This window comes from Halostagnicola kamekurae (assembly GCF_900116205.1).
GTDB lineage: Archaea > Halobacteriota > Halobacteria > Halobacteriales > Natrialbaceae > Halostagnicola > Halostagnicola kamekurae.
In genome coordinates, this window is sequence record NZ_FOZS01000003.1 from 384,793 (window position 1) to 406,986 (window position 22,194).

Annotated in this window: 21 protein-coding genes and 4 pseudogenes; 13 read left to right on the forward strand and 12 right to left on the reverse strand. The window is 56.9% G+C overall.

The window, feature by feature from the left end:
* Nucleotides 1-556 precede the first annotated feature (556 nt).
* Nucleotides 557-1,222 carry a helix-turn-helix domain-containing protein gene (locus BM348_RS15735; protein ID WP_092906449.1) on the reverse strand — a complete coding sequence of 222 codons (666 nt, stop codon included), beginning with the start codon at nucleotides 1,220-1,222 and terminating at the stop codon, nucleotides 557-559.
* 203 nt (nucleotides 1,223-1,425) lie between these two features.
* Here BM348_RS15735 and BM348_RS15740 point away from each other — a divergent pair, with 203 nt between their 5' ends.
* The gene (locus BM348_RS15740) at nucleotides 1,426-1,731 is read left to right on the forward strand and encodes an AbrB/MazE/SpoVT family DNA-binding domain-containing protein (protein ID WP_092906189.1); all 306 of its coding nucleotides are present in this window, start codon (nucleotides 1,426-1,428) and stop codon (nucleotides 1,729-1,731) included.
* On the forward strand, nucleotides 1,728-2,165 hold the full coding sequence (locus BM348_RS15745) for a PIN domain-containing protein (protein ID WP_092906191.1): 438 nt from the start codon (nucleotides 1,728-1,730) through the stop codon (nucleotides 2,163-2,165). The genes BM348_RS15740 and BM348_RS15745 overlap by 4 nt, the downstream gene beginning before the upstream one ends.
* Nucleotides 2,166-2,558: 393 nt before the next feature.
* Here BM348_RS15745 and BM348_RS15750 read toward each other — a convergent pair whose 3' ends face one another.
* A complete protein-coding gene (locus BM348_RS15750; RefSeq protein WP_092906193.1) occupies nucleotides 2,559-3,461 on the reverse strand; it encodes a DUF7351 domain-containing protein in 903 nt (300 codons plus the stop codon).
* A 123-nt stretch (nucleotides 3,462-3,584) separates the two neighbouring features.
* On the opposite strand from BM348_RS15750, the gene BM348_RS15755 reads away from it, so the two are divergent.
* Together BM348_RS15755 and BM348_RS20695 are read left to right on the forward strand one after the other, a co-directional pair.
* Complete coding sequence (locus tag BM348_RS15755) at nucleotides 3,585-5,090, forward strand: M23 family metallopeptidase (protein WP_092906195.1); 1,506 nt, start codon at nucleotides 3,585-3,587, stop codon at nucleotides 5,088-5,090.
* A gap of 640 nt (nucleotides 5,091-5,730) precedes the next feature.
* On the forward strand, nucleotides 5,731-5,982 hold the full coding sequence (locus BM348_RS20695; RefSeq protein ID WP_139231203.1) for a hypothetical protein: 252 nt from the start codon (nucleotides 5,731-5,733) through the stop codon (nucleotides 5,980-5,982).
* Nucleotides 5,983-6,472: 490 nt separating this feature from the next.
* Here BM348_RS20695 and BM348_RS15765 read toward each other — a convergent pair whose 3' ends face one another.
* The 4 genes and pseudogenes from BM348_RS15765 to BM348_RS15780 all read right to left on the reverse strand — a co-directional run.
* Nucleotides 6,473-7,384: a hypothetical protein gene (locus tag BM348_RS15765; RefSeq protein WP_092906199.1), complete on the reverse strand. Its 912-nt coding sequence runs from the start codon at nucleotides 7,382-7,384 to the stop codon at nucleotides 6,473-6,475.
* 348 nt (nucleotides 7,385-7,732) lie between these two features.
* Nucleotides 7,733-8,281: an ATP-binding cassette domain-containing protein gene (locus BM348_RS15770; protein ID WP_175507214.1), complete on the reverse strand. Its 549-nt coding sequence runs from the start codon at nucleotides 8,279-8,281 to the stop codon at nucleotides 7,733-7,735.
* A gap of 235 nt (nucleotides 8,282-8,516) precedes the next feature.
* Nucleotides 8,517-9,296 carry a hypothetical protein gene (locus BM348_RS15775; RefSeq protein ID WP_092906203.1) on the reverse strand — a complete coding sequence of 260 codons (780 nt, stop codon included), beginning with the start codon at nucleotides 9,294-9,296 and terminating at the stop codon, nucleotides 8,517-8,519.
* 217 nt (nucleotides 9,297-9,513) lie between these two features.
* Nucleotides 9,514-9,985: pseudogene (locus BM348_RS15780) on the reverse strand (transposase); the annotation flags it as partial.
* Between the two features lie 176 nt (nucleotides 9,986-10,161).
* Here BM348_RS15780 and BM348_RS15785 point away from each other — a divergent pair.
* Entirely contained in the window at nucleotides 10,162-10,527 is a 366-nt protein-coding gene (locus tag BM348_RS15785) for an ArsR/SmtB family transcription factor (protein ID WP_092906205.1), read from the forward strand.
* A 185-nt stretch (nucleotides 10,528-10,712) separates the two neighbouring features.
* On the forward strand, nucleotides 10,713-11,015 hold the full coding sequence (locus BM348_RS15790) for an ArsR/SmtB family transcription factor (protein WP_245779489.1): 303 nt from the start codon (nucleotides 10,713-10,715) through the stop codon (nucleotides 11,013-11,015).
* A gap of 95 nt (nucleotides 11,016-11,110) precedes the next feature.
* Here the strand turns inward: BM348_RS15790 and BM348_RS15795 are convergent.
* A pseudogene (locus BM348_RS15795) lies at nucleotides 11,111-11,482 on the reverse strand (transposase); the annotation flags it as partial.
* A 222-nt stretch (nucleotides 11,483-11,704) separates the two neighbouring features.
* Between BM348_RS15795 and BM348_RS15800 the strand changes: the two are divergent.
* Nucleotides 11,705-12,289 carry a response regulator gene (locus BM348_RS15800; protein ID WP_092906209.1) on the forward strand — a complete coding sequence of 195 codons (585 nt, stop codon included), beginning with the start codon at nucleotides 11,705-11,707 and terminating at the stop codon, nucleotides 12,287-12,289.
* A 7-nt stretch (nucleotides 12,290-12,296) separates the two neighbouring features.
* Here BM348_RS15800 and BM348_RS15805 read toward each other — a convergent pair whose 3' ends face one another.
* The 3 genes from BM348_RS15805 to BM348_RS15815 all read right to left on the reverse strand — a co-directional run bounded on the left by BM348_RS15805 (nucleotide 12,297) and on the right by BM348_RS15815 (nucleotide 15,555).
* Nucleotides 12,297-13,919 (reverse strand): bacterio-opsin activator domain-containing protein, encoded by a 1,623-nt coding sequence (locus BM348_RS15805; protein WP_092906211.1) that lies wholly within the window; start codon nucleotides 13,917-13,919, stop codon nucleotides 12,297-12,299.
* Entirely contained in the window at nucleotides 13,916-14,980 is a 1,065-nt protein-coding gene (locus BM348_RS15810) for a sensor histidine kinase (RefSeq protein WP_245779491.1), read from the reverse strand. Before BM348_RS15810 ends, BM348_RS15805 begins: the two co-directional genes overlap by 4 nt.
* A 320-nt stretch (nucleotides 14,981-15,300) precedes the next feature.
* Nucleotides 15,301-15,555 (reverse strand): hypothetical protein, encoded by a 255-nt coding sequence (locus BM348_RS15815; RefSeq protein ID WP_217642030.1) that lies wholly within the window; start codon nucleotides 15,553-15,555, stop codon nucleotides 15,301-15,303.
* Nucleotides 15,556-15,695: 140 nt separating this feature from the next.
* On the opposite strand from BM348_RS15815, the gene BM348_RS15820 reads away from it, so the two are divergent.
* From BM348_RS15820 to BM348_RS15835, 4 genes are all read left to right on the forward strand, one after another.
* Complete coding sequence (locus BM348_RS15820) at nucleotides 15,696-16,610, forward strand: ABC transporter ATP-binding protein (protein ID WP_092906213.1); 915 nt, start codon at nucleotides 15,696-15,698, stop codon at nucleotides 16,608-16,610.
* On the forward strand, nucleotides 16,607-17,416 hold the full coding sequence (locus BM348_RS15825) for an ABC transporter permease subunit (RefSeq protein ID WP_092906215.1): 810 nt from the start codon (nucleotides 16,607-16,609) through the stop codon (nucleotides 17,414-17,416). Before BM348_RS15820 ends, BM348_RS15825 begins: the two co-directional genes overlap by 4 nt.
* Nucleotides 17,413-18,225 carry an ABC transporter permease gene (locus BM348_RS15830; protein ID WP_092906217.1) on the forward strand — a complete coding sequence of 271 codons (813 nt, stop codon included), beginning with the start codon at nucleotides 17,413-17,415 and terminating at the stop codon, nucleotides 18,223-18,225. The genes BM348_RS15825 and BM348_RS15830 overlap by 4 nt, the downstream gene beginning before the upstream one ends.
* Before the next feature lie 115 nt (nucleotides 18,226-18,340).
* Nucleotides 18,341-19,996, forward strand: coding sequence for a sensor histidine kinase (locus tag BM348_RS15835; protein ID WP_092906219.1), 1,656 nt, complete (start codon nucleotides 18,341-18,343; stop codon nucleotides 19,994-19,996).
* 128 nt (nucleotides 19,997-20,124) lie between these two features.
* Here BM348_RS15835 and BM348_RS15840 read toward each other — a convergent pair.
* Both BM348_RS15840 and BM348_RS15845 read right to left on the reverse strand, forming a co-directional pair.
* Nucleotides 20,125-20,475 (reverse strand): annotated as a pseudogene (locus BM348_RS15840) (zinc ribbon domain-containing protein); the annotation flags it as partial.
* Between the two features lie 208 nt (nucleotides 20,476-20,683).
* Nucleotides 20,684-20,926, reverse strand: a complete 243-nt coding sequence (locus BM348_RS15845; protein WP_092906221.1) for a hypothetical protein — start codon at nucleotides 20,924-20,926, stop codon at nucleotides 20,684-20,686.
* Between the two features lie 306 nt (nucleotides 20,927-21,232).
* On the opposite strand from BM348_RS15845, the gene BM348_RS15850 reads away from it, so the two are divergent.
* Together BM348_RS15850 and BM348_RS21935 are read left to right on the forward strand one after the other, a co-directional pair.
* Nucleotides 21,233-21,805 (forward strand): hypothetical protein, encoded by a 573-nt coding sequence (locus BM348_RS15850; protein WP_245779492.1) that lies wholly within the window; start codon nucleotides 21,233-21,235, stop codon nucleotides 21,803-21,805.
* Nucleotides 21,806-21,845: 40 nt separating this feature from the next.
* Nucleotides 21,846-22,162 (forward strand): annotated as a pseudogene (locus tag BM348_RS21935) (IS6 family transposase); the annotation flags it as partial.
* Nucleotides 22,163-22,194 lie beyond the last annotated feature (32 nt).

The following is a 22,194-nucleotide window of genomic DNA, read 5'->3' on the forward strand; positions in this document are numbered from 1 at the left end:
TTTTTGTCACCTCCGTCGCGTACGTCATGGAGCGGACAGTGGCCCCGTCGCGTTCCAGGACGACTGAACTAACCCTATTAACTGTCGTTGCAGACTGTTTCTGGGCAGTGATTTACCCAGCCCAAACATCATGAACTTCAATGGATACATCCTCTTAATGGGCACTGTCTAGTTTCTTGACTTCGCACGTTAGACGAACTCTTCCCCAATGCGCTCGCTGGGCGCAACGAACTCACCAATGATCTTCCGCGAGACGGTTCACTCGCAGCCGGGCCGCTGTCCTCACGACAGCGGTTGCGGAACATGTGAACCGCCTCGGAGTCAAGTGGTTCGAGACGCCGAGGCGTCTCGTCACCCCGAGAATCAAGGGTTCCCGGACAACCTCGAGGCACTCGGCCTGCTTCGCTTGTATAACTCGCTGTCTGCGCTGATCACACTGACTTCGATGCTGTCGACGATCGTATAGTTGCCGTCGTCGAACGCGTCAGTCTTGATGGCACGATGTGTATCAATCAGTTTGGTTTGGCGTTCGGAAAGGTTCATAGGACATTGATTTTCAGTCCGCGGTCATTCGGTCGTGGTGGCTCGCATCGAGATCCATATCGTATTCCTCATCAATGATCTCTAACGCTGGTTCGTACGCCGGTCGATTATCCATCATTTGCTTGACCGCCTCACCCAACGGGATGACTGGGTTACCGTCGGTCCACGCTGTTTCAATGCCGCCTGCTGTGGGAAATAAGACATAGTAGATATTTCCCTCCATGTCGCTGGCATCGGGGCGTTCGTCGATCACGGTCTCGATTCCGTATTGTTCGAAGAAGGAAATCCAGCGGTCGACATCCTGGTCGTGAACATTGATGAACACGGGATAATCGTCGTGGCTGCGTGCGATCTGATAGCCGCCCTGTGTCCAGACGTAGGCCGCGTCGATCTCCGTGTACGCGAACTCCATCCCGGCAAAGTGAGGAATGAGATAGGCGTCCTCCTGCGAGAGACAGTCACGGCGGTACAATGCGCCCATCATCTCATCATAGTGACGGCGCATCTCATGGTCGACAATGTGAATTCCATCATCTGTATTAGCGATAAAGCCTGCATCAGCTAACCGCTCGATCCAATCGTATATCCACGAGTAGGAGATATCGACCTTATTCGCAATTCGGTTGATAGAATCCCCACGCTGGGCTGCTAAGACGACTTTCGCAGCGGTGGGATCCATGAACTCAGTCATCGACATGATACGCTTCTAGTTATCTCTATCGAGATAGCTATACAAAAGTGCTCTGCATGAACCCAGATAGATTCAAGAACCGAAACTCCTCGAGAAGTGGTACAGTCGAAAAGTGTGTGACTATTTTGAATGAACAAGGAGGCTTCCTCACCGATAGTTAGTAGTACTTAGAGAGTATAGTACAACATAATATGTCGAGTAGTACTCGAGACCCAGAAGTAGTACGCGTCTCACAGAAGGGGCAGGCAACGATCCCGAAGACGCTCCGAGAGAAGTTCGGGATCGACACCCCTGGAGAGGTATTCATTTACGAAGAGGACGAACGTATCATTGTCGAACCAGTTCCCTCACTCGAAGAGTTAGGCGGGATTCACGCCGATGCTGATCGCGAACGTGGCGAGGTGATCGACCAGGTTCGTGAACTGAAACAGGAGGAACGTCGGCGAGAAAATGCCCGTGCTGATCGACTTCGGCCGGCTGACTCGAGGGACGAATGAGTAACGAGTACGTCTTTGACACCGAAGCGATCATTGCATACCTCTATGACGAGCCGGGTCGGAGCGTCGTCGAAGAGTATCTTGGAGACGTTCGTGACGGGGCTGTCGAAGGGCTACTGGCAGAAACCAACGCTGGTGAAATACTGTATCTCATTGCTCGCTTCGAAGGAATTGACGACAAACCAACGACAGACTCACTTCGCACTGCCGATCGGGATCTCCGTGCGCTTGAGCGATGGGGAATTCAAATTACGCGAGCCGACTGGCGTCTTGCCGCCGAAGTAAAGGCAGATGGCCACATCTCGTTCGCGGACGCTCATGGCATTGCACTCGCCCACGAGACGGATGCGACACTTATCGCCGGTGCCGATGACGACTTCGAGACGCTCCCGATCGATGTCGATCTCGTTCGATTTCGCGAGAGTGGTGTCTAGGCCAGTCGAGTCTATCGGAGACCCAATCGGGTTCTCATGCTTTGGTGACATCCTCCTCGCCGTAAACGGCGAGGCTCCCCATGCATGGGGAATACCAGTCAGTCGTCACTGGGCAGCGGGTTCCAACTCTTCGTAGGACGTGAGCGTCATCTGCGAGGGTGTCTCGCTCGTCTTCGGCGTTGCACATCTCCCGGCAGCAGTCAGTATCACCAACGGACTGTCTCTCGCCGTTACCACTCGCATTCTGTTACTCAACGGGATCGCCGGAGCGTGTTCGGCTACTTATATTGGACCCGAGGGATACTCATTGCGATGACCGCTCATCTCACTGCGAACGTGGTCCTACACGTTGTCGCTCCGACCATATCGACTGTTTGACAGAGTGCTACAGCACTATTCAATGGCGACCGAACGGACTCTGAGTTCGTGACCAATAGTGATCTCGGCGACAGCCTCGTCGTACGTGATGCGGATCGTGGCGTGGAATGGGTCATCAGAACTGACTCGACCGGTTACGTTGGAAAGCACTTGCTCCGTGGCCCGCATACTACTCGACTCACTGAGCGGGATACCTAATTCGAGCAATGCGTTCGTCACCTGTGGTTCGAACTGGAGCGCACTGACGATATCGACAGTGACGAACCACGAACACGTCTGACAGGTCAGTTCCGCAGTGGGTGTCGATTCTCCATCAAGGCGGTCCCGCGGCATCGTTCCGTTGGTGATGCCAGCGCATGACGGGCATTGCCCCGTACGCGCCAGTCCGATGTGATGCATCATCCGGTCATAGAGTGCCTCGTAAATACTCTCTCCCTCGCGGACAGCGAGCCCGTTCTTCGGAAACCGATACGTTGCTCCCCAGAACAGGTCACACTCGGAGCACTCGACGGTCAGGAAACCCTGCTCGTACTTTCCCTGGAGTCCAGACGCACAGCTCGGACACGACTCATCTATATCGAAGTTGACCGGTATCGACTCTGTCGGTCGGTTCGCTATGACAGCCTCGTAAAGTGCGATAGCGCCCGCAGTCGGGACGTACCCTTCCTCAATTTCTTCGACGTAGACACCGCGGAGCTTTTCGAGGTGATAATTGAACTTTCCGCTGTCTTCCATATCTGTTGCTGCCATCAGTTCCGCGTACGAGAGCGTGCGCTGCTCCCGCACCTCCGAGCGTGAATCCGGATCGACCGGCGCATATCGCTCGAAAAACGCATGTAGAATAGCGAGTCTAATTTCATGGCCGAGCAACGCGAATGCCTCCTCCGATGCCGCTTCTCCTTGTCTACTGTTCGTCATACGGAACTGTTGAACAGTAGGGCCATTGAGTGCTCCCCTCCCGATGTGTGCGAGCTGTTCTTGTGAAGTTGTGTTCACAGAACGCTTACGACCAGGAACACCTACATATAGCGTAACGTTCGTATGTCGAATAAAGCTACGTTACCGCCTCTGGGTTCGCGTCTCCGCGAGCGAATCCAGTCCATTAGCCCGTTTTCCCTGACGCTGCTGGGACTCATCGGAATCCTCGGGAGTTGGTTCCCGTCACTGGAGATTCTCAAGCTGTTCCATGTGTTCTGGTTCTTCGCATTATGGCCGCTCGTGTCGATACTACTACGCGACAGCAAACAATCGCTCGGCTTCGACACTGACGACGAAGGGCCACGAGACTGGCTCGAAATGGACAGCGGATGGAGAGGGCACATCGCCTTTCTGCTCGGTATTCCACTGTCATTTTTCAATCCGCTTGTGTTTCGGCAGGACGCGATGCAACTCGTCGGGAGCCTCGTCGCTATCGGGAGACACCGTGGTTCCCTTCCCGAACCAGAAACGTACGACCAATCCACGAACTATCGGCTGCCCATCGAGGGGACGTGGACAGTCGTGAACGGGAGTCCGATTAAAGAGTACTCTCACTCATGGTTCCCGGCAACCCAGCGCTACGCCTACGACTTCGTGATTACTGATGAGGAGGGGCGGACCCGTCCCGCCGGCACAGATACGAGTATCGAGAACTACTACTGCTACAATCAACCAGTTGCCGCCCCTGCCGACGGCGTCGTCGTCGATGTCCACGACGGCGACCCAGAGCTTGGACGGGCTGGTGGGTTTTCTCACCCACTCAAACGAAGTATGACTGGGAACGCCGTCACGATCCGCCACGCAGAAGATGAGTACAGTTGTCTCGCCCATCTCGTCCCAGGCAGTATCGAGGTCGAACCTGACGACCACGTTACGCGCGGCGAGCAGATTGGCCGGTGTGGGCATTCCGGGAACTCTGCAGAGCCCCACCTTCACTTCCAGATCCAAGACCACCCGACGTTCGAAGTTTCGGCCGGGCTGCCCGTCCGGTTCGACAGTGTTGACGTGGACACGCCGGGTATAAATGTTGTTGAACAGACTGGCTGGACGGAACCGGACGGCTCTGGTCGCTACATTCACGCCGGCCAACGAGTCACGTCTACTGCTGACGATGGCCCCAATCGAATCGACGACGTAGTTGATCCTTCCGAGATGACGGCTTCCTGGGGACTCGGTCGTGTGCGGATGCTTGGCCGGATCGCTATCGGATTCTCCATCGGTGGCTTCGTCACCGTACTCGCGGGGTTTGTCGTACCGTCGCTACAGACAATTGCACTCGCGCTCGCAGGACTTACCGGTCTTGGCCTGGTGTATCAGGCTGGGCGAGGCCTCGTGGACGGTGGCCGAGTTCAGTTCGGGTCGTTCAGCACGGTTGGTGGTGTCGGCATGACGGCGGCAGTGGTCAGTGCAGTTGACGTTTTGGATATGCTTCCGGAACTGGGGGCATCTCCAGTCGGTACGGGAGTGTTCCTGACTGGATTTCTGTTGTACATTGCCGTCTGGGAACACGAGCGACGACATCTGCTTCGAGAGACTCTTCCGCCGGTCAGCGGGGTAACTGACGAATGAGAAGGGACAGAGACAGTGGTTGTCTCAGAGAGGGCCACACGGTCAGATGGCGACCCGAAAGCGTCCGTCGACGTACGTGCCAATGATGAACTGGACCGGAAGCCCTGAATTCCACTTTTTGATGGTGGTTTTTGGAGTGGTGATGATCGGACTCGGAGTACGTAGCTACTCTCACGGTCGCCTTTCGCAGTCCGGACTCACGTTTGTGCTCGTTGCATCCGTCGGTTGGATCGCCTACTCAATAGCCGACGCTGCAGCGTTTCTATCCCTACCAAACGCCATCTCCGGTCTGTTAACAGGGGTTCTGTCACTCTTGTTTATCGCGCTGTTTCTCTACTGGGGATACACGCAACGAGGTACAGAGGGCGATTAATTCTTCTCCCCATGGACTACTGTTTCCTCATAGAGGCCCTGCTATGGTCTCTCTCAACTTCGGTTCACCGATGGGTTCCACTGACGGAATTCGGAGTCGCAGCTGTAGCGACGGAACTCGATACTCTATCAGTAGATAGTAGCGCTATTTCTTTACGCAAAGGAATAGTTGGATATAAACCGATTGATTCGGCAACTACGTGTGCGAACGGAGTGTTATAATCTAAACTACAAAGCATTTTTGTGTATGTAATATAAATAATGGGTTATGATGACTTCACTGACCGAAGTCAAAAATATGTGGTCTACCACAACCGATTACAACTCCCCATGGCTAAAACTCTTCAGCGTTATTGCTACTGTTGTAGTGGGCTGGGCTATTTCATGGGAGCTGAGCGGAGCGTGGGAAGAGATGTTTGGATATTCATCTGTGATAACTGTACTCACAACGATTCTCGTCTTACTCACGCTCTACTTTTGTTTTAGCTACGTTATTACTCAAACGTCAAAACTAAATTGACATGTTCCGAAGCGGTGAGTACACGCTCTGTACTTGCCGTGAGTTTCACGCCTCACTCTGAGTAAAGAAACCGTATTACCAACTACTGCTATGGTAGCCGTATAGCCGGTATGCGAAATCAACCAAGAGCTTCCTCAGACACTGCCTCACAGAATCTCTCGTCAGTACGGTTCCACTGATGAGTTGTATACCTATAGAAGCCAGCAACAGGAATACTCAATCACCGACCATCGAGGTGTGAGTTCCCTGTGCGCCACTGAGGCGAGTCAAATATCGTAGACGTACCTGTCAATGATTCATTAGCTAAGAACAGCCCAGCAAGAAGAACGCTTGAAAAGAGTGTACCGCGAAAAGTGGCGAACTTGGTCCACCTGCCGATTAACCCAGCACTTACTACGAATCCACCGAGAGTGATTCGCCAGTTCATACCGATGGCCTTCCAGATTGCATCGCCGTGCTGGTTCAGTTGATATGCGTGAGTAGTAGCGTGTTAGCTCCGTATCCACTCCAGAAAGATGCCCGCATCTTGTACGAAGTGGTAGGCCCAATAGAGGAGCCAGCCGACGACCAGTATCCCCAGCGGAATGTAGAATTCGAACCAGAGACTCACGGCGACGACAAGCAGCCCCGTAATGAATGCTCCTTTCTGCAGGGCTCGTCGTTTGAGCCAGCGTCGGTGCTCGTCAAACCCGTTGTCGGAAAGCAATAGTGGCACGTCGTCGGTCCCGCGGAGGACTGGTTCACCCTGCTCAACGTGTATTTCACCGCTAATGCTCACTTCGTCACCCTCCAGCAGCGGACGCGCCTCTAGCAAATAGCGATCCAGATCAATCTCATCGTTGTGCCGCTGCACGTAGCCAGCAAACCGCTGGAACGAGCGGTGTTCGATACGGTCACGGAGATAGGTGTACCAAGAGTCCCAGAGATACACGGACAACCGGTCGTGCTTATTGACACCGCCGATCTCTAACTCCGCAAGTCGTTCGGCGTCGAGCGCGGTTCGGAGCCACGACGGATCGATACGAACCGTCTGACTGCCAGCGTCAACGCCGAACCGACCCCATTCGATACCTGAGGCGAACGTGTGCCAATGCTGGCGCTCCCAGCCCCAGTCTTCGATTGTGAGGTCACTATTGGTGTTGTCCGAGAACCGACTCTGCCAAAGATACGCACCAACAGGCCGGTCAGCATCTTCGACGGCCGCAGAAGCTGTTTCAACCGGCTCCTCAACCGTCAGTTCACCCGTGAGGGCGACTGTCTCACCGTCGACGATTGACGACGGCATGTCGGTATCTGACGGGAGAGATCGAAGTACGAGCAACGCAGTCAGCGTTCGATACCCATGGGCCAGGACGATAGTTACGAGGACCGCGATTATGAGGAGAACAATCGTGGGTGGCATGCGTGGATTGAGTTGAGACGCTTAAGGCTGTCTTAGTGGATGGGTTGGTTACCGATACTCCGTTTACCGATATTCAGTTGGGATGTCATTAGTCTGGCCCTGTTGGCTGTACAGCACCTGCAGCGGTGGGTACACGTGGGAAGGCCTTGCGTTACAGGGAGGCTTCATCACACACCGAGGATGGCGAACCGGTTGAATATTTTGAGAAACAGCGTTCACAAGAACTGGTACCACAACACATTATTTGTATGGTCCACATCCGAGAACACGGTTACGAGACGTTCTCAGCGTACCCGTCGAGATGGGTGAAGTAATTGAACACGTCAGCGTCCATTGGCAGGTGGGTGGTCATGAGGACGCTTTCCCGCGGTCGCGGAGCTTCGACAGCTGATGATGGACCTCGCGCACCATCGTGAGGTCGAGGGCGGCTGTGGGTTCATCGAGGATGTACAGCGGTGTCTCGACGCTCAGGGAGATGGCGAGCTCGAGTTTCCGGCGCATCCCGCCGGAGTACTGGTCCGCTCGGTCGTCGAGCTGGTCGTCAATGCCGAACGTTTCAACCAGCGTCCGCCACCGGTCGGTAAATGACGGGTTGGGTTGGTCGTAGAACGTGATATTCTCCCGTCCAGTCAACCTATTGAGACACAGAGCATCCTGAAGCAGAAAACTCGTCGTTCCGGGAATAGTAGCTGGTTCGTCTCCCGAAACTTCGACGGTGCCCTCGGAAGGGGACAGACCACCAGCGAGACAGGAGGCGAGTACGGATTTTCCCGTTCCGTTTGGGCCCAGCAAGACGACGACCTCACCAGAATCGACGGTCAGGTCGAGCTTATCAAATACGGCATCCCCGCTGAACGACTTTCCGAGGCCGTCGGCAGCGAGGGCGGGTTCGCTCATCGTCGGACCCCTGTCGTACAGCTGCCACCGCGTGAGAAGCACACCTAACACTGCCGCTCCGACACTGTAGACGACAAGCGGTACGAGACGACAGTGTTCCGTAGCGAAGCCGACGCTTGCAATGTTTTCGGTAGTGACGAGCTGAACTGCTATAGTGCGCGTCGCAAGCACGTTCGGGAGAACCCCAACCATCGATTCCTCGAGGACGACGCGACCTCCGCCTTCGCGTTAATAGTCAGATCGGCTCCAAGTCAACGTCGCTGGGCTCACCTTCCAGTTCGACCATAGCCAACCGGCCCTCCTGTGAGGTGCCGACGATTGTTAGCTCCTCGGAAGTGGTAGTTTCGTACTCTTGTTCAAGCGCATTGAGGTCGACATCGGTTTCCCCGCCGTACAGTTCGACCACCGTGAGCGCCAGCTGGTCATCACGGATCTCCTGGGTGACCGCACTGGTGAGAAAATCACTTTCGTCGGCTTCCTCGGCGACTGATGGCGCAGGAAGGTCACCGTAGCTAACGGTTGCGGTCGACAGTTGGGACATCAGATCCTCGTAAGCCCCCTCACGCTCGACGTAACGGTCCCGTTCGTCCACATAGGTGTCGATCGCGAGTTTCAGTTCCATCCTGTTGTCTGACTCAATACCGTAGGCACCACGACCAGCGAGCACGTAGTCAGTCGATTCTGCCAACAGAAACCCGCCGTCATCGGTGAACACTGTAAAATCACGGTACTCTCCCTCTTCGGAGAGACCGAGTCCGTTGGCGAGCGTAGCGCCATCTACGTTGCCCGATAGGATGACGAACTGATTCATCGTCAGCGAGTACTCGATGTCATCAACGGACAGCCGGTCGCCAAACATCGCCCCATAGTAAGATTCTAGTTCGGACGCGGACTTTGCATCGCTGTCGAGCAAGGTTGTTACGTCCGTATATCCGAATCCAGCACTCTCTACGTTGATCTCAGCGGGATTGAACATCCACTCTGTGTAGGCTGTTGTCTCCCCATCGAAGCTCACGCCTCCACCGTCGGATTCAGCCGTCCCCTCAGTGGAGGTGTTGTTCGTCGAATCGGATTGTGTTTCGTTCGAATCCGAGGTATCGGTTCCATCTCGGCTACAGCCTGCGAGACTCGTGATTCCGCCAACTGCTGCTCCCGTTTGCAACACAGATCGCCTTGATACCATGAATCGACTCCCCCTGTCCTCAGTATGAGTAGAGTGTCATAAAACAATTCTTGTACGAACCACGTCCGCGCGTTGACAGGCCACGCCCGCGCGACTCTGGTCGCGCCCGCGGCCTTTCTTCCCGGCAGAGCGTACACTTCGTCGATTTCGACCAGGCCAACAAGATTCGAGAGAAGGCGTATCGGGCGCTTCGCCAGAGATCTCGATGCGCCGGTCCATCATTTGTATGCCACTTCAATTTCGTACTGGAATTGTCTGAAACCCGTGTTAACCGGAGAAGCGTGTGAATTGAGAACAGCTACCGAAGGACGCAATCTTCGAGTGAACAAAGATCACGCCAGTCTTGTCGTTGAATATTCGGTCGTAATTCTCACAGAGATACCGTTGAAACTCTCCGTAGCTGCCGTTTCTGACCAGACGTCAGAACGGAAGCGATAACAGGTAACGCCGTCACGCCAGCGAACCGGTTCCAGCAGGTCTGCTGCGACCGATCCCGAACCAAACACATCTAGCGGAATCATTCGTGACGGGCACCGCGTTAGCGGTGTCCTTGTCCTCTTTGACTCTACAGCGACCACCCAGCAGTATCAACAATCTCCTATGCAAGAGCGTTGCCAATAACTAGTGTGATCCAACAGCGTCGTTGCAAATAGCAGCGCCATCCTACAGGGACCGTCAAGCCTACTCTCTGACTACGATGTCGAAATCAAAACTGACCCGTAATACGTCGCGGCTACGCGGGAAACGAGGATTTCAGTTCAAGAACGATGGTACAACAATCGATTCGGAGGCAGTGCTCGATCTGTTGAGTGACGACCATGCTCGGCGCATACTAGACAAACTTGATGGCAAGCCACTCTCTGCACGGGAGTTAGTAGAGCGGTTGGACAGTTCCCGAGCTACCGTCTATCGACGTCTGGATAGTCTCGAAGCCGCAGGTCTCGTCCGGACTTCGATGAGCGTCGAGGTGGACGGTCATCATCGACAGCAATACCATGTCGCAGTCAACCGACTCCGGCTCACCTTCGAGAGCAATGGCGTCACGGTCAAGGCGGGCGATTGAGCTACCGGATCCTCGAATTCAGCCTATCTCTGCATAGCTAGAGGACAGTGGTGGTGAAGATGCCAGATAGTAGTGGGATATTATACGGACGTTCAAACAGTAGTAATGATATACCGATGCCGACCACCAACTGTATACCTCAGTCTGTCACCGGCTCAGAGAACAGCGCGACCAGCGAGGAGCGCATGATTGAACTTGACGAACTCCTCACCGTGTTGGCCAAGGCGTACACGAACGACATTCTCGCAGCACTGGATAAAGGACCGATTCCTGCCCGCGAGATCGCCGAGATATCTGGTGCTTCTCGTCCGACAGTATATCGGCGTCTCAACCAGCTTGAAGCGGTCGGTGCCGTTGAGACGACGATGTCTATGCCGTCCAATGGACAGCAACGCAAGGAATTCCGACTTGTTATTGAGGAACTCGAGTTCTCGCCCGTGAGCGACAGGGGTGTTGTCGAGGATGTGGATTTCGTAGCTTCGAATTGAACAATTCGACGGTTGGGTAAATATCCGGACCGTTGACGACCTCCCGCGCCTGAAGACGCGGGAATCCCACGGCACTGCACCGCTGGATTGGGGTATTAGGGTTTGCAGTCTCCCACCACTGCCCGAGGTTGGAATCCTCGAGAGAGGTCATGAAGGTAGACTTCGGGCTGTGCCACCCAGCCGGTACTCCTATCCGCGTCCAAACTGGACGCAGACTCGGAGTTACTTTCGGTGATATCGAGACGGATGTTCTCCGCCCCGTTCACGTCAGCGTTGAGCGCCGCATCGCACGATTCACAGACGTACAGTCCACGTTCAACGCGTTGACTCTCGTCTTCTTGACCGCAGATACAACACGTCTTACTCGTATCGCGCTCAGACACTTCTACGACTTCGATACCCTCGACCTTCGCCTTGTACGAGAGAATCTTCGTGGAGCGATCGAACACCCAGCCGTGTCGGTCAAGCATCTCAGCCACTTGCGAGTGGTTGAGGATCTCGCTCGCTAGGTGCGGTGGAATTCCAGCATCCTGAACGCCTGTATAAGCACTTATTCAGCTGTCGTGATTGATTTGTTCGAGGAGTTTATATTCTTGAGATCGGATATCGATTATCGTCCCTTCTCTTACAGGTGTTAACCATCTACTCGTACCGGGATATTAGTACCGCCACACCCTACCGCCGGTAACATGGCCAGCGAGATGCGTGTGGAAAATCCTCGAGTCCTGATGGTCGACGACGAAAAGAAGGTAGCCGACGCGTATGCACTCCGTCTCGAAGGCGTCGGTGAAGTGACCGTCGCGTATGGAGGCGAGGAAGCGCTCACAGTCGTGGGCGAGCAGTTAACGCCAGACGTTGTCCTGCTTGATCGGCATATGCCCGGCCTCTCTGGTGACGAGGTGCTCGATCAGCTCCGGGGACGAGATCTCAAGACACGCGTCGTAATGGTGACGGCGATCGATCCGGGTCTGGATATCGTCGATATGCCGTTCGACGACTATCTCTCGAAGCCAGTCGACCGTGAGGATCTTCACGCCGCCGTTGACCAGCAGTGTCAGGTGCTCGCGTACGAACTTCTCGGCGAGTACTTCCGGCTAGAGTCGACGCGAGCGGTCATCGACGCCGAACTACCGGCCGGCGAGGTAGCGGCTGATGATCGACTCGCCGACATCGAGGCACGCCGTAACGATGTCAAACAGCGTGTTCTGAGACTGCTTCCGGAAACTGAGGAGTTACTTTCCGAGTTCTCGGGGATCGACCGCGAACGATACTGATTTCGGTTCACTGGTCGTTGGAGACAGTCGCCTCCCCACCTGTCGGATCTGACTCTGCACCATCAAAAAAAGACTTGACGAGTTTCTGCTCCGCACGCCGGAGGTGGTATAGCATCGTCGACCCGGCGATGTCGAGCGTTTCCGCCACTTCAGAAGAGGTGCTCCCTCGCGGTGACGCGAAGTAGTCCGACAGGTACGCAGTCCGGAGTACGGTCTGTTGCCTGTCGGTCAGCCGATCGTTGAGTCCATCTTGGAACGCCTCGACCGGTTCGGGTGTTTGGTTCGTCTCCTCTTTGGCGATGAGTTTCGTCTCCGAGACAGTTTCATCGACGACCTCGATCAGCCGCCGAACGTCGCCGTCAGACGGGAGTTCGGCGACGAGACGAGCCGATTCGGAATTGTATTCGCCACCCCTGATCGTCGCGCCCCATGCTGCAAGCGCGGTCACGGGCGTTTCATCGGTGACAGTGACCTGCAACAGTGGCTGTGTCTCCGACCGAATTTGTCGCACGTCGGTGACCGTTTGGTAGTCAGCCAGTAACTCGTCAAGGCATTCGATCGGTCCGTTCGCCGCAAGATAGCAGATGACGGCACCGTCACCACGGGGGACCGCACCGTCCAGCGACAGGGTTTGGTCCACATCTCGCGCGGCACCGACGAACGGGACTGTCTCGTCGCGGGCCTCGATAGTTACTTCGGTGACCGTGTCAGAGACCAGCAAGTTCTCCTGCCGGCCAGCCTTGATTGCGAACCCGGCGACGCTACCCAAGGTTTCGAGGGCGACACACTCCTGTTCGCTAAACCCGTCCTCTTGGCCGGAATACACCGTTACGACGCCGTAGACGGTCCCATGATACGCTAGCGGGACCGCAAGGCACGACCGGATGCCGTGGCCGAACGCCGCTCGACGGACGCCACGGGGGACAGTATCGTCCTCGGCAATCGTCTCAACGAGTTTCGTTTCGCCCGACGTGACAGCTTCCTGTCCGGGTAGAGTCCGCTCATCACCCAGACTCTCGTCGATTTGCTCTTGCAGGTCGGGGGCCTTGCCCGCTGAAGCAACCATCTGCAGACGTTCCGGGGAGAGCTCCCGGTCACCGACCCACGCAAACCGGTAGAGGTCGGTGCCACCCAGTCGCTCGCATACCGTCCGGGCGATGTCCGAGCGATCCGAGGCGCCGAGGACCTGCTGTAACACGGCTGCAACCAGCGAGTTGATGCGTTGGAGTCGATCGAGTCGGTGGTCAAGCCGATCGATAGCTTGCGTAGTCTCCTTTCTCGGTGTACAATTCCGAACGTACACGAGCGCACGCTCGTCGATTTGAACATCGATCGCGAGCCACTGATCGATCAGCGGGTAATACTCCTCGAACGATGCCGATGTCGGCTGAGCGTCGTCGAACGTTTCCCGCAGCGTCCCGGCGGCCGACTTCGGGAAGCTCTCACTGATTGTCGTACCACGCAGGGTAGCCGGATCGCCGTCCAGCAGCGTCGCGGCGGCGTCGTTGACGTCGAGAATCTTTCCGTCACTCGTCGTCTCGATGACCCCGATCGGGGCCTGTCGGAGGCGAGTGTCCATCGTCTTTGTAGCACTGTCGTCTAGCTCGGCGGCATCGTTCTGTTCAGTCATTCGTCTGTAACCGGTCGGAACTCAAATCGGGCGCCGCCGGACGATCCCTCCGTGATCGAAACTGTCCAGTCGTGTGCGCGAGCAATCCGCTCGACGATCGTCAGTCCGAGTCCAGTTCCTGCCTCGGCAGAGGAGTAGCCAGGATCGAAGACTCGTTCACGCTCGTCAGGTGCGATTCCGGGCCCGTCATCGGCGACGAAGAATCCGCCGTCGAGACTACCCACGAGGATACGAACCGACTCGTCAAGGTCCAGTCCTGCCTCAGCACTGGGTGAAGAATGGGAGTGTTGGGCGTCGTCCTGGCGAGTTTGCGAGCCGGGGCTCGTTGAACTGTGTTCCACGGCGTTTCGGAACAGATTCTCGAACAGTCGTTGCAGTCGATCGGCGTCGGCGTTGATTGGTGACAGATCGTCGTCGACATCGAGGGACGCAGCACCCGTATCGACAGTCTCCCAAGCGTTGGACGCCACGTCGCTGATGGTGACGGACTGTGACACGTCAATCGCGCGCTCCCCACGGGCGAGTGTGAGCGCATCTTGGATAATCCGTTCCATCCGATCGTGGGCGTCTCTGACTTGCTCGAAGTGCTCGTCCTCCCCCGTCTCTCTGGCAGCCAGAAGATGCGCGTTAGCGACATCAAGCGGATTCCGGAGATCGTGAGTGATGACGCTTGCGACGTGGTCAAGCCCTGAACTATCGGTATCTGTCGGCTTCATCTTGGTCACAAGGACGTGCCCATCGACTGTATCACTGCCGACCGTTCCGTCAGTCGCATCGCCGTCGAAGCTGCGAAGCCGAACGGGGCGCCGTTCGTTAGCGGAACTGCCGGCCGGCCGGACCCTAATTTCGGCGTCGATGGCATCCCCTTCGGCGAGCGCGGAACAGACCTCTTCGATCGCCGCCTCGTCGACCGCATGGTTCCGGAGCAGCCACTCACGGAGAATCGTACCGGTCGACGCTGCGTCGAACGTCGCGTCGAACGCATCGTTCGTCGCTGCAATCTGTGGCGTCCCGTCAACGACGGTGTAGCCGACGACCGGCTCTGGAACTGCATTGAGCACAACGGTACCAGGCTCACCCGTCCGAGTATTGTTCCGATGGTCAGTCACTTGGATCACCGGCTCCACGCCTTCGGGGCGACGCGCTCGGGACGGTCCATGCGACAACTCGCCTCGGCCGCTTGAACCAGCGTCTGCCGTGCTGCTGTCGAAGTCATACACTCACAGTTGTGATCCTTCACCCATAGACGCACCCTCTAGTAATACCGAAATCCGTTGTCAACTGCCTCGAGGTCAAGCCCCGAGGCCTGTCAGTGGACTCCCGCTCTAACCGAGTAATTCGGTAGGTCGAAATCAACCATTCGCGTTCACCGTCCCTGACCTCAGAGAACCACTCCGTTCTCGGATTCTTCGTCGCAGGAGGGGTCAACGTCTTTCTTCACGGCGACGTGGAGATAGCACGTACCATCTCGTTTATGGAGCGTTGCTTCGGCTTTCTCCCATTCATCCGTCCAATAGTCCTCGAACGGTGTCCCTTCATCGTTGACTGACGTGACGTATTCGGCAGTCACGCGCTTGTCTGTGGCGGAGAGGGATACATGGTCGTCGTTGTACGTGATGGTTCGACCGTTATACACGACAACACTCCCTCGGAGCTCGGACTTGCTGGCTCGATATCAGCTTGTCCTTCGACGGGATTAACGAACGCAGCAAACGGTGTTTCTACTCGTGAGATGTAGCGACGGTCGTTTTTTGAACTGTATTCGAAGTCGCGGTTATGACAGCAATCACTGCTGACGAGCTGTCGAAGCGGTATACGACAGTCACAGCTCTAGATCGAGTATCCCTTTCAGTTAACGAGGGGGAGATATTCGGGTTTCTAGGGCCCAACGGCGCCGGGAAATCGACGTTCATCAATATCCTCCTCAACTTCGCGCGGCCGACCGCCGGTTCTGTGGAACTGTTCGGCCACGACTGTCAGGCGGAGGGCGTCGCGGCTCGAGACCGAATTGGCGTGCTGCCCGAGGGATATTCGGTGTTCGACCGGCTTACTGGTCGCCAGCATATCGAATACGCTGTTCGGTCGAAAGACGCCGACGACGATCCGGTCGAAATCCTCGACCGCGTCGGCGTTCGGGACGCCGCCGACCGGCCGGCGAGCGACTACTCCAAAGGAATGAAACAGCGCCTCGTACTGGGGATGTCACTCGTCGACGAGCCCGACCTGCTAGTCCTCGATGAGCCGACATCGGGCCTGGACCCGAACGGCGCCACCGAGATCAGGTCGATCCTCCGCAAGGAGCGTGAGCGCGGTGCAGCGATCTTCTTTTCGAGCCACATCCTCGAACAGGTCGAAGCGATCTGTGACCGGGTCGGTATCCTGCAAGACGGCGAACTCGTCGCCGTCGACACGATCGAGGGGCTCAGACAGTCGATCGGCGGCGGCACCAAACTTCTAATCGACGTCACGGAGGTCGCCGACGCGACAGTCGAGGCAATTCGTGGCGTCGACGGCGTCGAGACCGCAACGGTCCGCGACGGATCGACAATCGAGGTGACCTGTACGAACGACGCGAAAATGGATGTCATAGTCGAACTGCAGCGCCTCGGCGCGGACGTGGTGAATTTCCGGACCGAAGAGGCATCTCTCGAAGACATGTTCGTCGCATACACCGGGAGCGGTCAGCGATGAGCTGGCGAGTCATCGCTCGGACGGACGCCGGACTCGCTGCCGAGCCACGATCGACTCGCCTATTGCTCGGGCTCCCAGCCGCTACGATTCTCGTGGCTGCGTATCTCTATCCAGTGCTCGGAACCGACCCGATAACGACCGCCCGCTTCACCGGGTTCGTTGACGGTTGGCTCACGACCGTCATTCCCCTCGTCGGCGTCTTGCTGGGCCACAATGCGATCGTCAGCGAGCGTCAGTCGGGCGCCCTGTTGCTTTCACTATCGCTGCCCCACAGCCGGGACGATCTCGTCCTCGGAAAGGTACTCAGCCGCGTCGGGCTGTTGAGCGGTGCGATCCTCGCAGCAATGACCATCGGCGCGGGGCTCGTCGTTTACCCGTTTGGTAGTCTTGCTATCGGTCGATTCATCGGCTTCGCCGCGGCGATAATCGTGTTCGGAGCGATCTGGACTAACCTCGGAATCGCGGCGTCGCTCTCGACTGGGACCAAACAGCGTGCGGCCGTGTTCTCGCTCGGGCTGGTCGTCCTGTTCGTGATGGCATGGAACGGCATTGCAGGCGCCCTGCGCTTTGGACTGAACAGGACCGGTATCATCGACGGCACCCTGCCTACTCCTGTTCAGTTCGTCTTCGATCACGATCCCGGAACCGTCTTCCAGCGGGTAACTGTAGGCTTTTTCGATCCGAGCACCGGTCTCGACGGCCCCTGGTATCTCGGCAAGTGGATCGCACTTGCCGTGTTCTTGCTTTGGCTGGTTGTCCCGCTGGCGCTGAGCTACTCTCGCTTCACCAGCAGTGATCTCGCATGAGTTGGCGATCCGTCGCGCGCAAGGATGTGCGCGACGCCAGCCGATCCCGAACACTCTGGGTGCTGTTCGGGCTGTTTTCGGTGCTGTTCGTCGGTTATGCTGCGGCGTACACCTACGTCGGAGACGAGACGTTCACCGGGTTCGTCGCCGGCGTCTTTAGTCTCGTCAGCGGCCTCCTGCCGATCCTCGGGATTGTGCTCGGCTACCGGTCGATAGCCGACGACCGAGCGGATGGGAGCATCCTGCTTTCGATGTCGTTCCCACAGTCTCGCAGGGACCTGCTCGCCGGAACGGTGCTTGGCCGGGTGATCGTGTTACTGGCCCCGGTGCTCCTCTGGCTATCAGTCGCCGGGCTGTACGCGGCGCTGCGGTACGGAACCGACGGGGCGCTCGCATATCCGTGGTTCCTACTTGTCACCGCCCTCTACGGAGCGTCGTTCGTAGCAGTCGCCGTCGCGCTCTCAGCGTCGACGACGGTCGACCGCCGGATTGTCTACGGTGCCGTCGGAGCGTATCTGCTACTGGTGGTGCTCTGGCGATCACTCGTTTCGTTTGCCGTGGCGTTCCTCCACCGATTCAACCCCAGTGTGGGGACACCCGACTGGGAATTGTTGCTCCAGCTAGCCGAGCCCGGTGAAGCGTACGCACGACTCCTGCGCGCCGGATTCGATATTGACCGGGCAAGTCAGTACGTCGGGGAGAAAGCACCGGCGTTCGTCGACTGGTGGGCCGCATTGATCGTGATCGTCCTCTGGATCGTGGTGCCGCTGGCGATCGGCTACCGTCAGTTCGAGGCCAGTGACCTGTGATCGGTCACAGTCATCCGGGCAGTTCGGCGACTGTAGGAGATGCCACGTCTTCGGTGTCGGATCGGAGCTAGACCACCACGTTGATTACATGGATCGAGAAATTGATGGATAGAAAATGTCGATCGTCGGAACAGTAGCGGCCGTCACCCTTGACGCGATAGCGAGCGCGCTGCTGGGCTGGACAACTTGGCTCGCTCTCCAGTCACGGGATCGTCCCAGCGCACACCCCTTTATCGCCATACTGGCCCTCCTGACGACCATGGCCGTGCTTTCGGTGCTTGCAGAACTCCCTGGTACGGCGGCGATTCCGCTTCTGTCGTCACTCGTCGAATTTGGTCAGTTCGGAATCGGGATCGTCATCCCAGGCGTGTGGGTCATGTACGCGCTCAGTTACACTGGTCGGGGGACCGGGCTAACCCGGTGGCGCGTCGCCATGTTTCTGGGGATTGCGCTGCCCCTCGTCTTGAGCGCCGCAATCCTCTTTGTCGACCTGCCAAGGACCGTCCTTGAAGGGCTGCTTGCATCGTTCCTCGGGACGGAGATCATGTTGCTGTTCGGCCTGTTTATCTATGGAACGTACTTGCTTCTCGGTCACGGCTGGAATCACGCCCGCATCTCGAAGCTTCAGATCGCGGCCGTAATCTCGGCTGTTGCAGCACCGTATTACGCCGGCGGGGCCGGAAGTAGCGATCCCATCGCGGACGGTGTGACTGTCGGCCTCCTCGTCTCCGGTGGGCTGTTTGCGGTCGCGGTGCGGCGCTATCCAGTGATGACTGGCTTCCCGAAAGCCGATCACGTCGCACGAACGCACGTTGTCGAGGCGCTGCAAGAGGCGGTCATCGTCCTCGACTGGGAGGATCACGTGCTCGACGCCAACGCGACGACTGCCGAACTGTTCGACCGGTCGACAGCGTCGATGATCAGCGACCCGATCCACTCGGTTGTCGACGGTCTCGACGGCACCGACCTTTCGGCAGGCGCGACAGGAACGGTCACACTCCAGACAACCAAGGGACGCCGACGATTCCAGTACAGCGTCTCGGCCGTCAACGACGCCGAAGTCGACGGTGGGGCCGACGCAGTTGCCAGAACCGTGCTATTACGCGACGTAACAGACCGCCAGACACGCGAACAGCGCCTCTCGGTGCTCAACCGAGTTCTCCGGCACAATGTCAGGAATGAACTAGACGTCATTCTCGCCTATGCTGACCGCATCGACGACGAGACCGTTCGGGATGGGATCCGCGACAGCGCAACCGACCTCGTCGATCTTAGCGACAAGGCGCGGGAAGCGGAGGACGTGATGACTGCCAGTGCGGACTCACCGGAATCGGTCGATCTCGCGGCCGTCGCACGGGATGTCGTCGAACAGCACCGCACCGAAGATCAGCCGTGTGAGATCTTGTTGTCCTGTCCAGACGAACTGACCGTTTCGTCGCACCGAACTATCATCTGGCAGGTGTTGACCGAACTGGTCGGCAACGCCATCGAACACACCGATAGACCGACACACGTCGAGGTTACCGTTCGAGGAGGCCCCAACGGTGCCGCCGAACTCGTTGTCGCTGACGACGGGACGGGGATTCCCCACCGAGAAAGAAAGATTCTGGACGCCGGAACGGAAACCCAACTTGAGCATGGCAGCGGGATCGGGCTCTGGTTCGTCAACTGGGCCGTCACGCAACTGGGCGGCGAGCTCGCCTTTCGGGAAAATGACCCGTCGGGAAGTGTCGTAACAGTTCGTCTTTACGACGATGAATACGACTCGTAGCCTCCGGCGGGAATAGTGACGTCGTCAACACCTGCAGAGTTAACGTCGGGTAACTGTAGCACGTCAGCTAGCACGTTTCCGCGCCTGCCGTGAAGTAGTGAACCATCGCTGCCTACTCGCCGCCTTCGGCGGCTCCTTGAGGCAGGGGTTCCTGCTTCTGTGACGCGTTTTGCAGGAACAACCGCAGTCCCTGCAGGGAACGCAGTCTCCACAGACGTGCCTTCGGAGTGACCCACTCCTAGTTCGGTGAGTCCGCGAGAAAGGATATTCCACACTGCATTTGCGTCTCTGGCCGCCTCAAAGCTACACGCCGGACAGGAGGGTTCACGCGCCCACACCGGTTTGTCGGTTTCCACGCCACAATTGGACACTCTTTGGTTGTACTCTGGCTCAACGTCTACGAAGTGCGTCCCCTCACGGTTGCACTTGTATTCGAGCATCGAAGTGAGCGTGGCTCATACCGCTGACGCTGTGTTACGGAAAGTTCAATGCGAAAGCCTCGCCGTTTACAGTAGTTGTCGAATCTGTTTTAACCAGCTTATTTCGAAGTGAACTAATCCTGGCTGGCTGATATAAACCCATATATAGATGAGATCTACAAATCTGATACAATCAGGTCTTTTGATAACAGTTAGAGAGGGGTTCGGCAACTACTGTTTAGCGCGAGGAGTGTCAACACTCCTCGGTCTAGCCGCGCGCTTCTGCCTGAGCGTCGCTGATGATCTTGTAGACGTGGATCGGAACGATCACTATGCCCAACAGCAGGTAGTTGAGCGTGAGGAGATTGAGTATCGCTAGCCTCGTCCGGCCAACGTAGTAGTACGCCACCGGCGAGAGCACGATTGACAGCAGGATCGCCACTGGAAAGGATTTATCGGCGATCGCTTGTGCGTGAGCGCCGTCGTCAGCGGGGGAGCTATTCGTCGTCATGGGTGTTAGAGGGATTGATTGAGCGCCGCCGGTAGAGCGCGTATCCGAGTGCGGCCGCGACCGCAACGATGCTCGCAAACCTCGTCTTGCTCACCTCCATATCTGAACGAGGGGATGGTAGTCAAATAGGTCCAGACGCAGAGTCTCAGTTCACGAAACGCCCGTTTGCCGCATACTGGTGTGGGTGATGGCTCGCGTCGGTAGCACGACGGTTGGCCAGCAATCGCCACCTGGTGACAATGGTGTTCCGGACCGTGAAACACCACACCGGGGGCCTTGGCGCGACCCTGTCCGTCTCAGCTCCCGGTGTTTCGTACCGAGAGAATTTTCGTTACTGTTTATTTTCATCCGGCTTCAGTTCCAGATGAGCTACCAATGACTGCTCAGACACCCCGCGACGGAACCCCCCCCAGACGGACATTTATTGCTGCAAGCGGCACGGCGCTACTGGGATCGACAGCAGGCTGTACAGCCGTAGTCAACTTCATCGGGAGTCAGATCCTCGAGCAGGTTAACGTGTTCAACGAGACCAACCAACCGGTCACTGGCGCTATCACCATCGTCGATCCGGCCGGCGACACCGTGCTTGACGAAACCTTCGATCTCGCCGCCTCGGACTCGGAAGAGAGTGACAACGAGTCAAGTTCCAGTGATGAAAATCAATCACTCGCAGTGTACGACGACGTGTGGACCGAGTCGGGATCGTACGAAGTGGCGGTCGAGTTGGACAGTGAGATTGACGGCCAATCGCAAGCGAACGGGACAGTGACGATCGACACTCCCGACGAGCAGAAACTCGCTGCCGCGCTCGGCACCGATGATGCCGACAGACCGATCGACTTCCGCGTAGGCAAAAGTCTCTCGGAATTTGGAGATTGAGCGTTCTGGTATGCGAACGAGACGCTGTGCATCTCGTCAACGCCGCGGGACTGACCCCTTCCTGCACCTACTCACCGAGAACACGATCTCGACGAGCTAGAGCTTCCTCGCCGGTTCTGGCGGCTATCTGACTGCCCTAGCTCGTCACGAATAGAGCGGTCAGCTCAACTACTGCGATTGAAACCCGCCGAAAAGTGATTTCAGACCATCTCAATGCGAATTGACCCCTTTCACACGTTCTGGCGGGCAGTCCAGCCAGCGCAAGACGCTGGTTGACACTTCAGATACCATTATGACTATGATCGACCGAATCAAGCGCTCGATGGTCGAACACCGTCCGGGGCGATACTGAACTAGACAGTGCCAGAAGAAGAAACCGATAATAATAC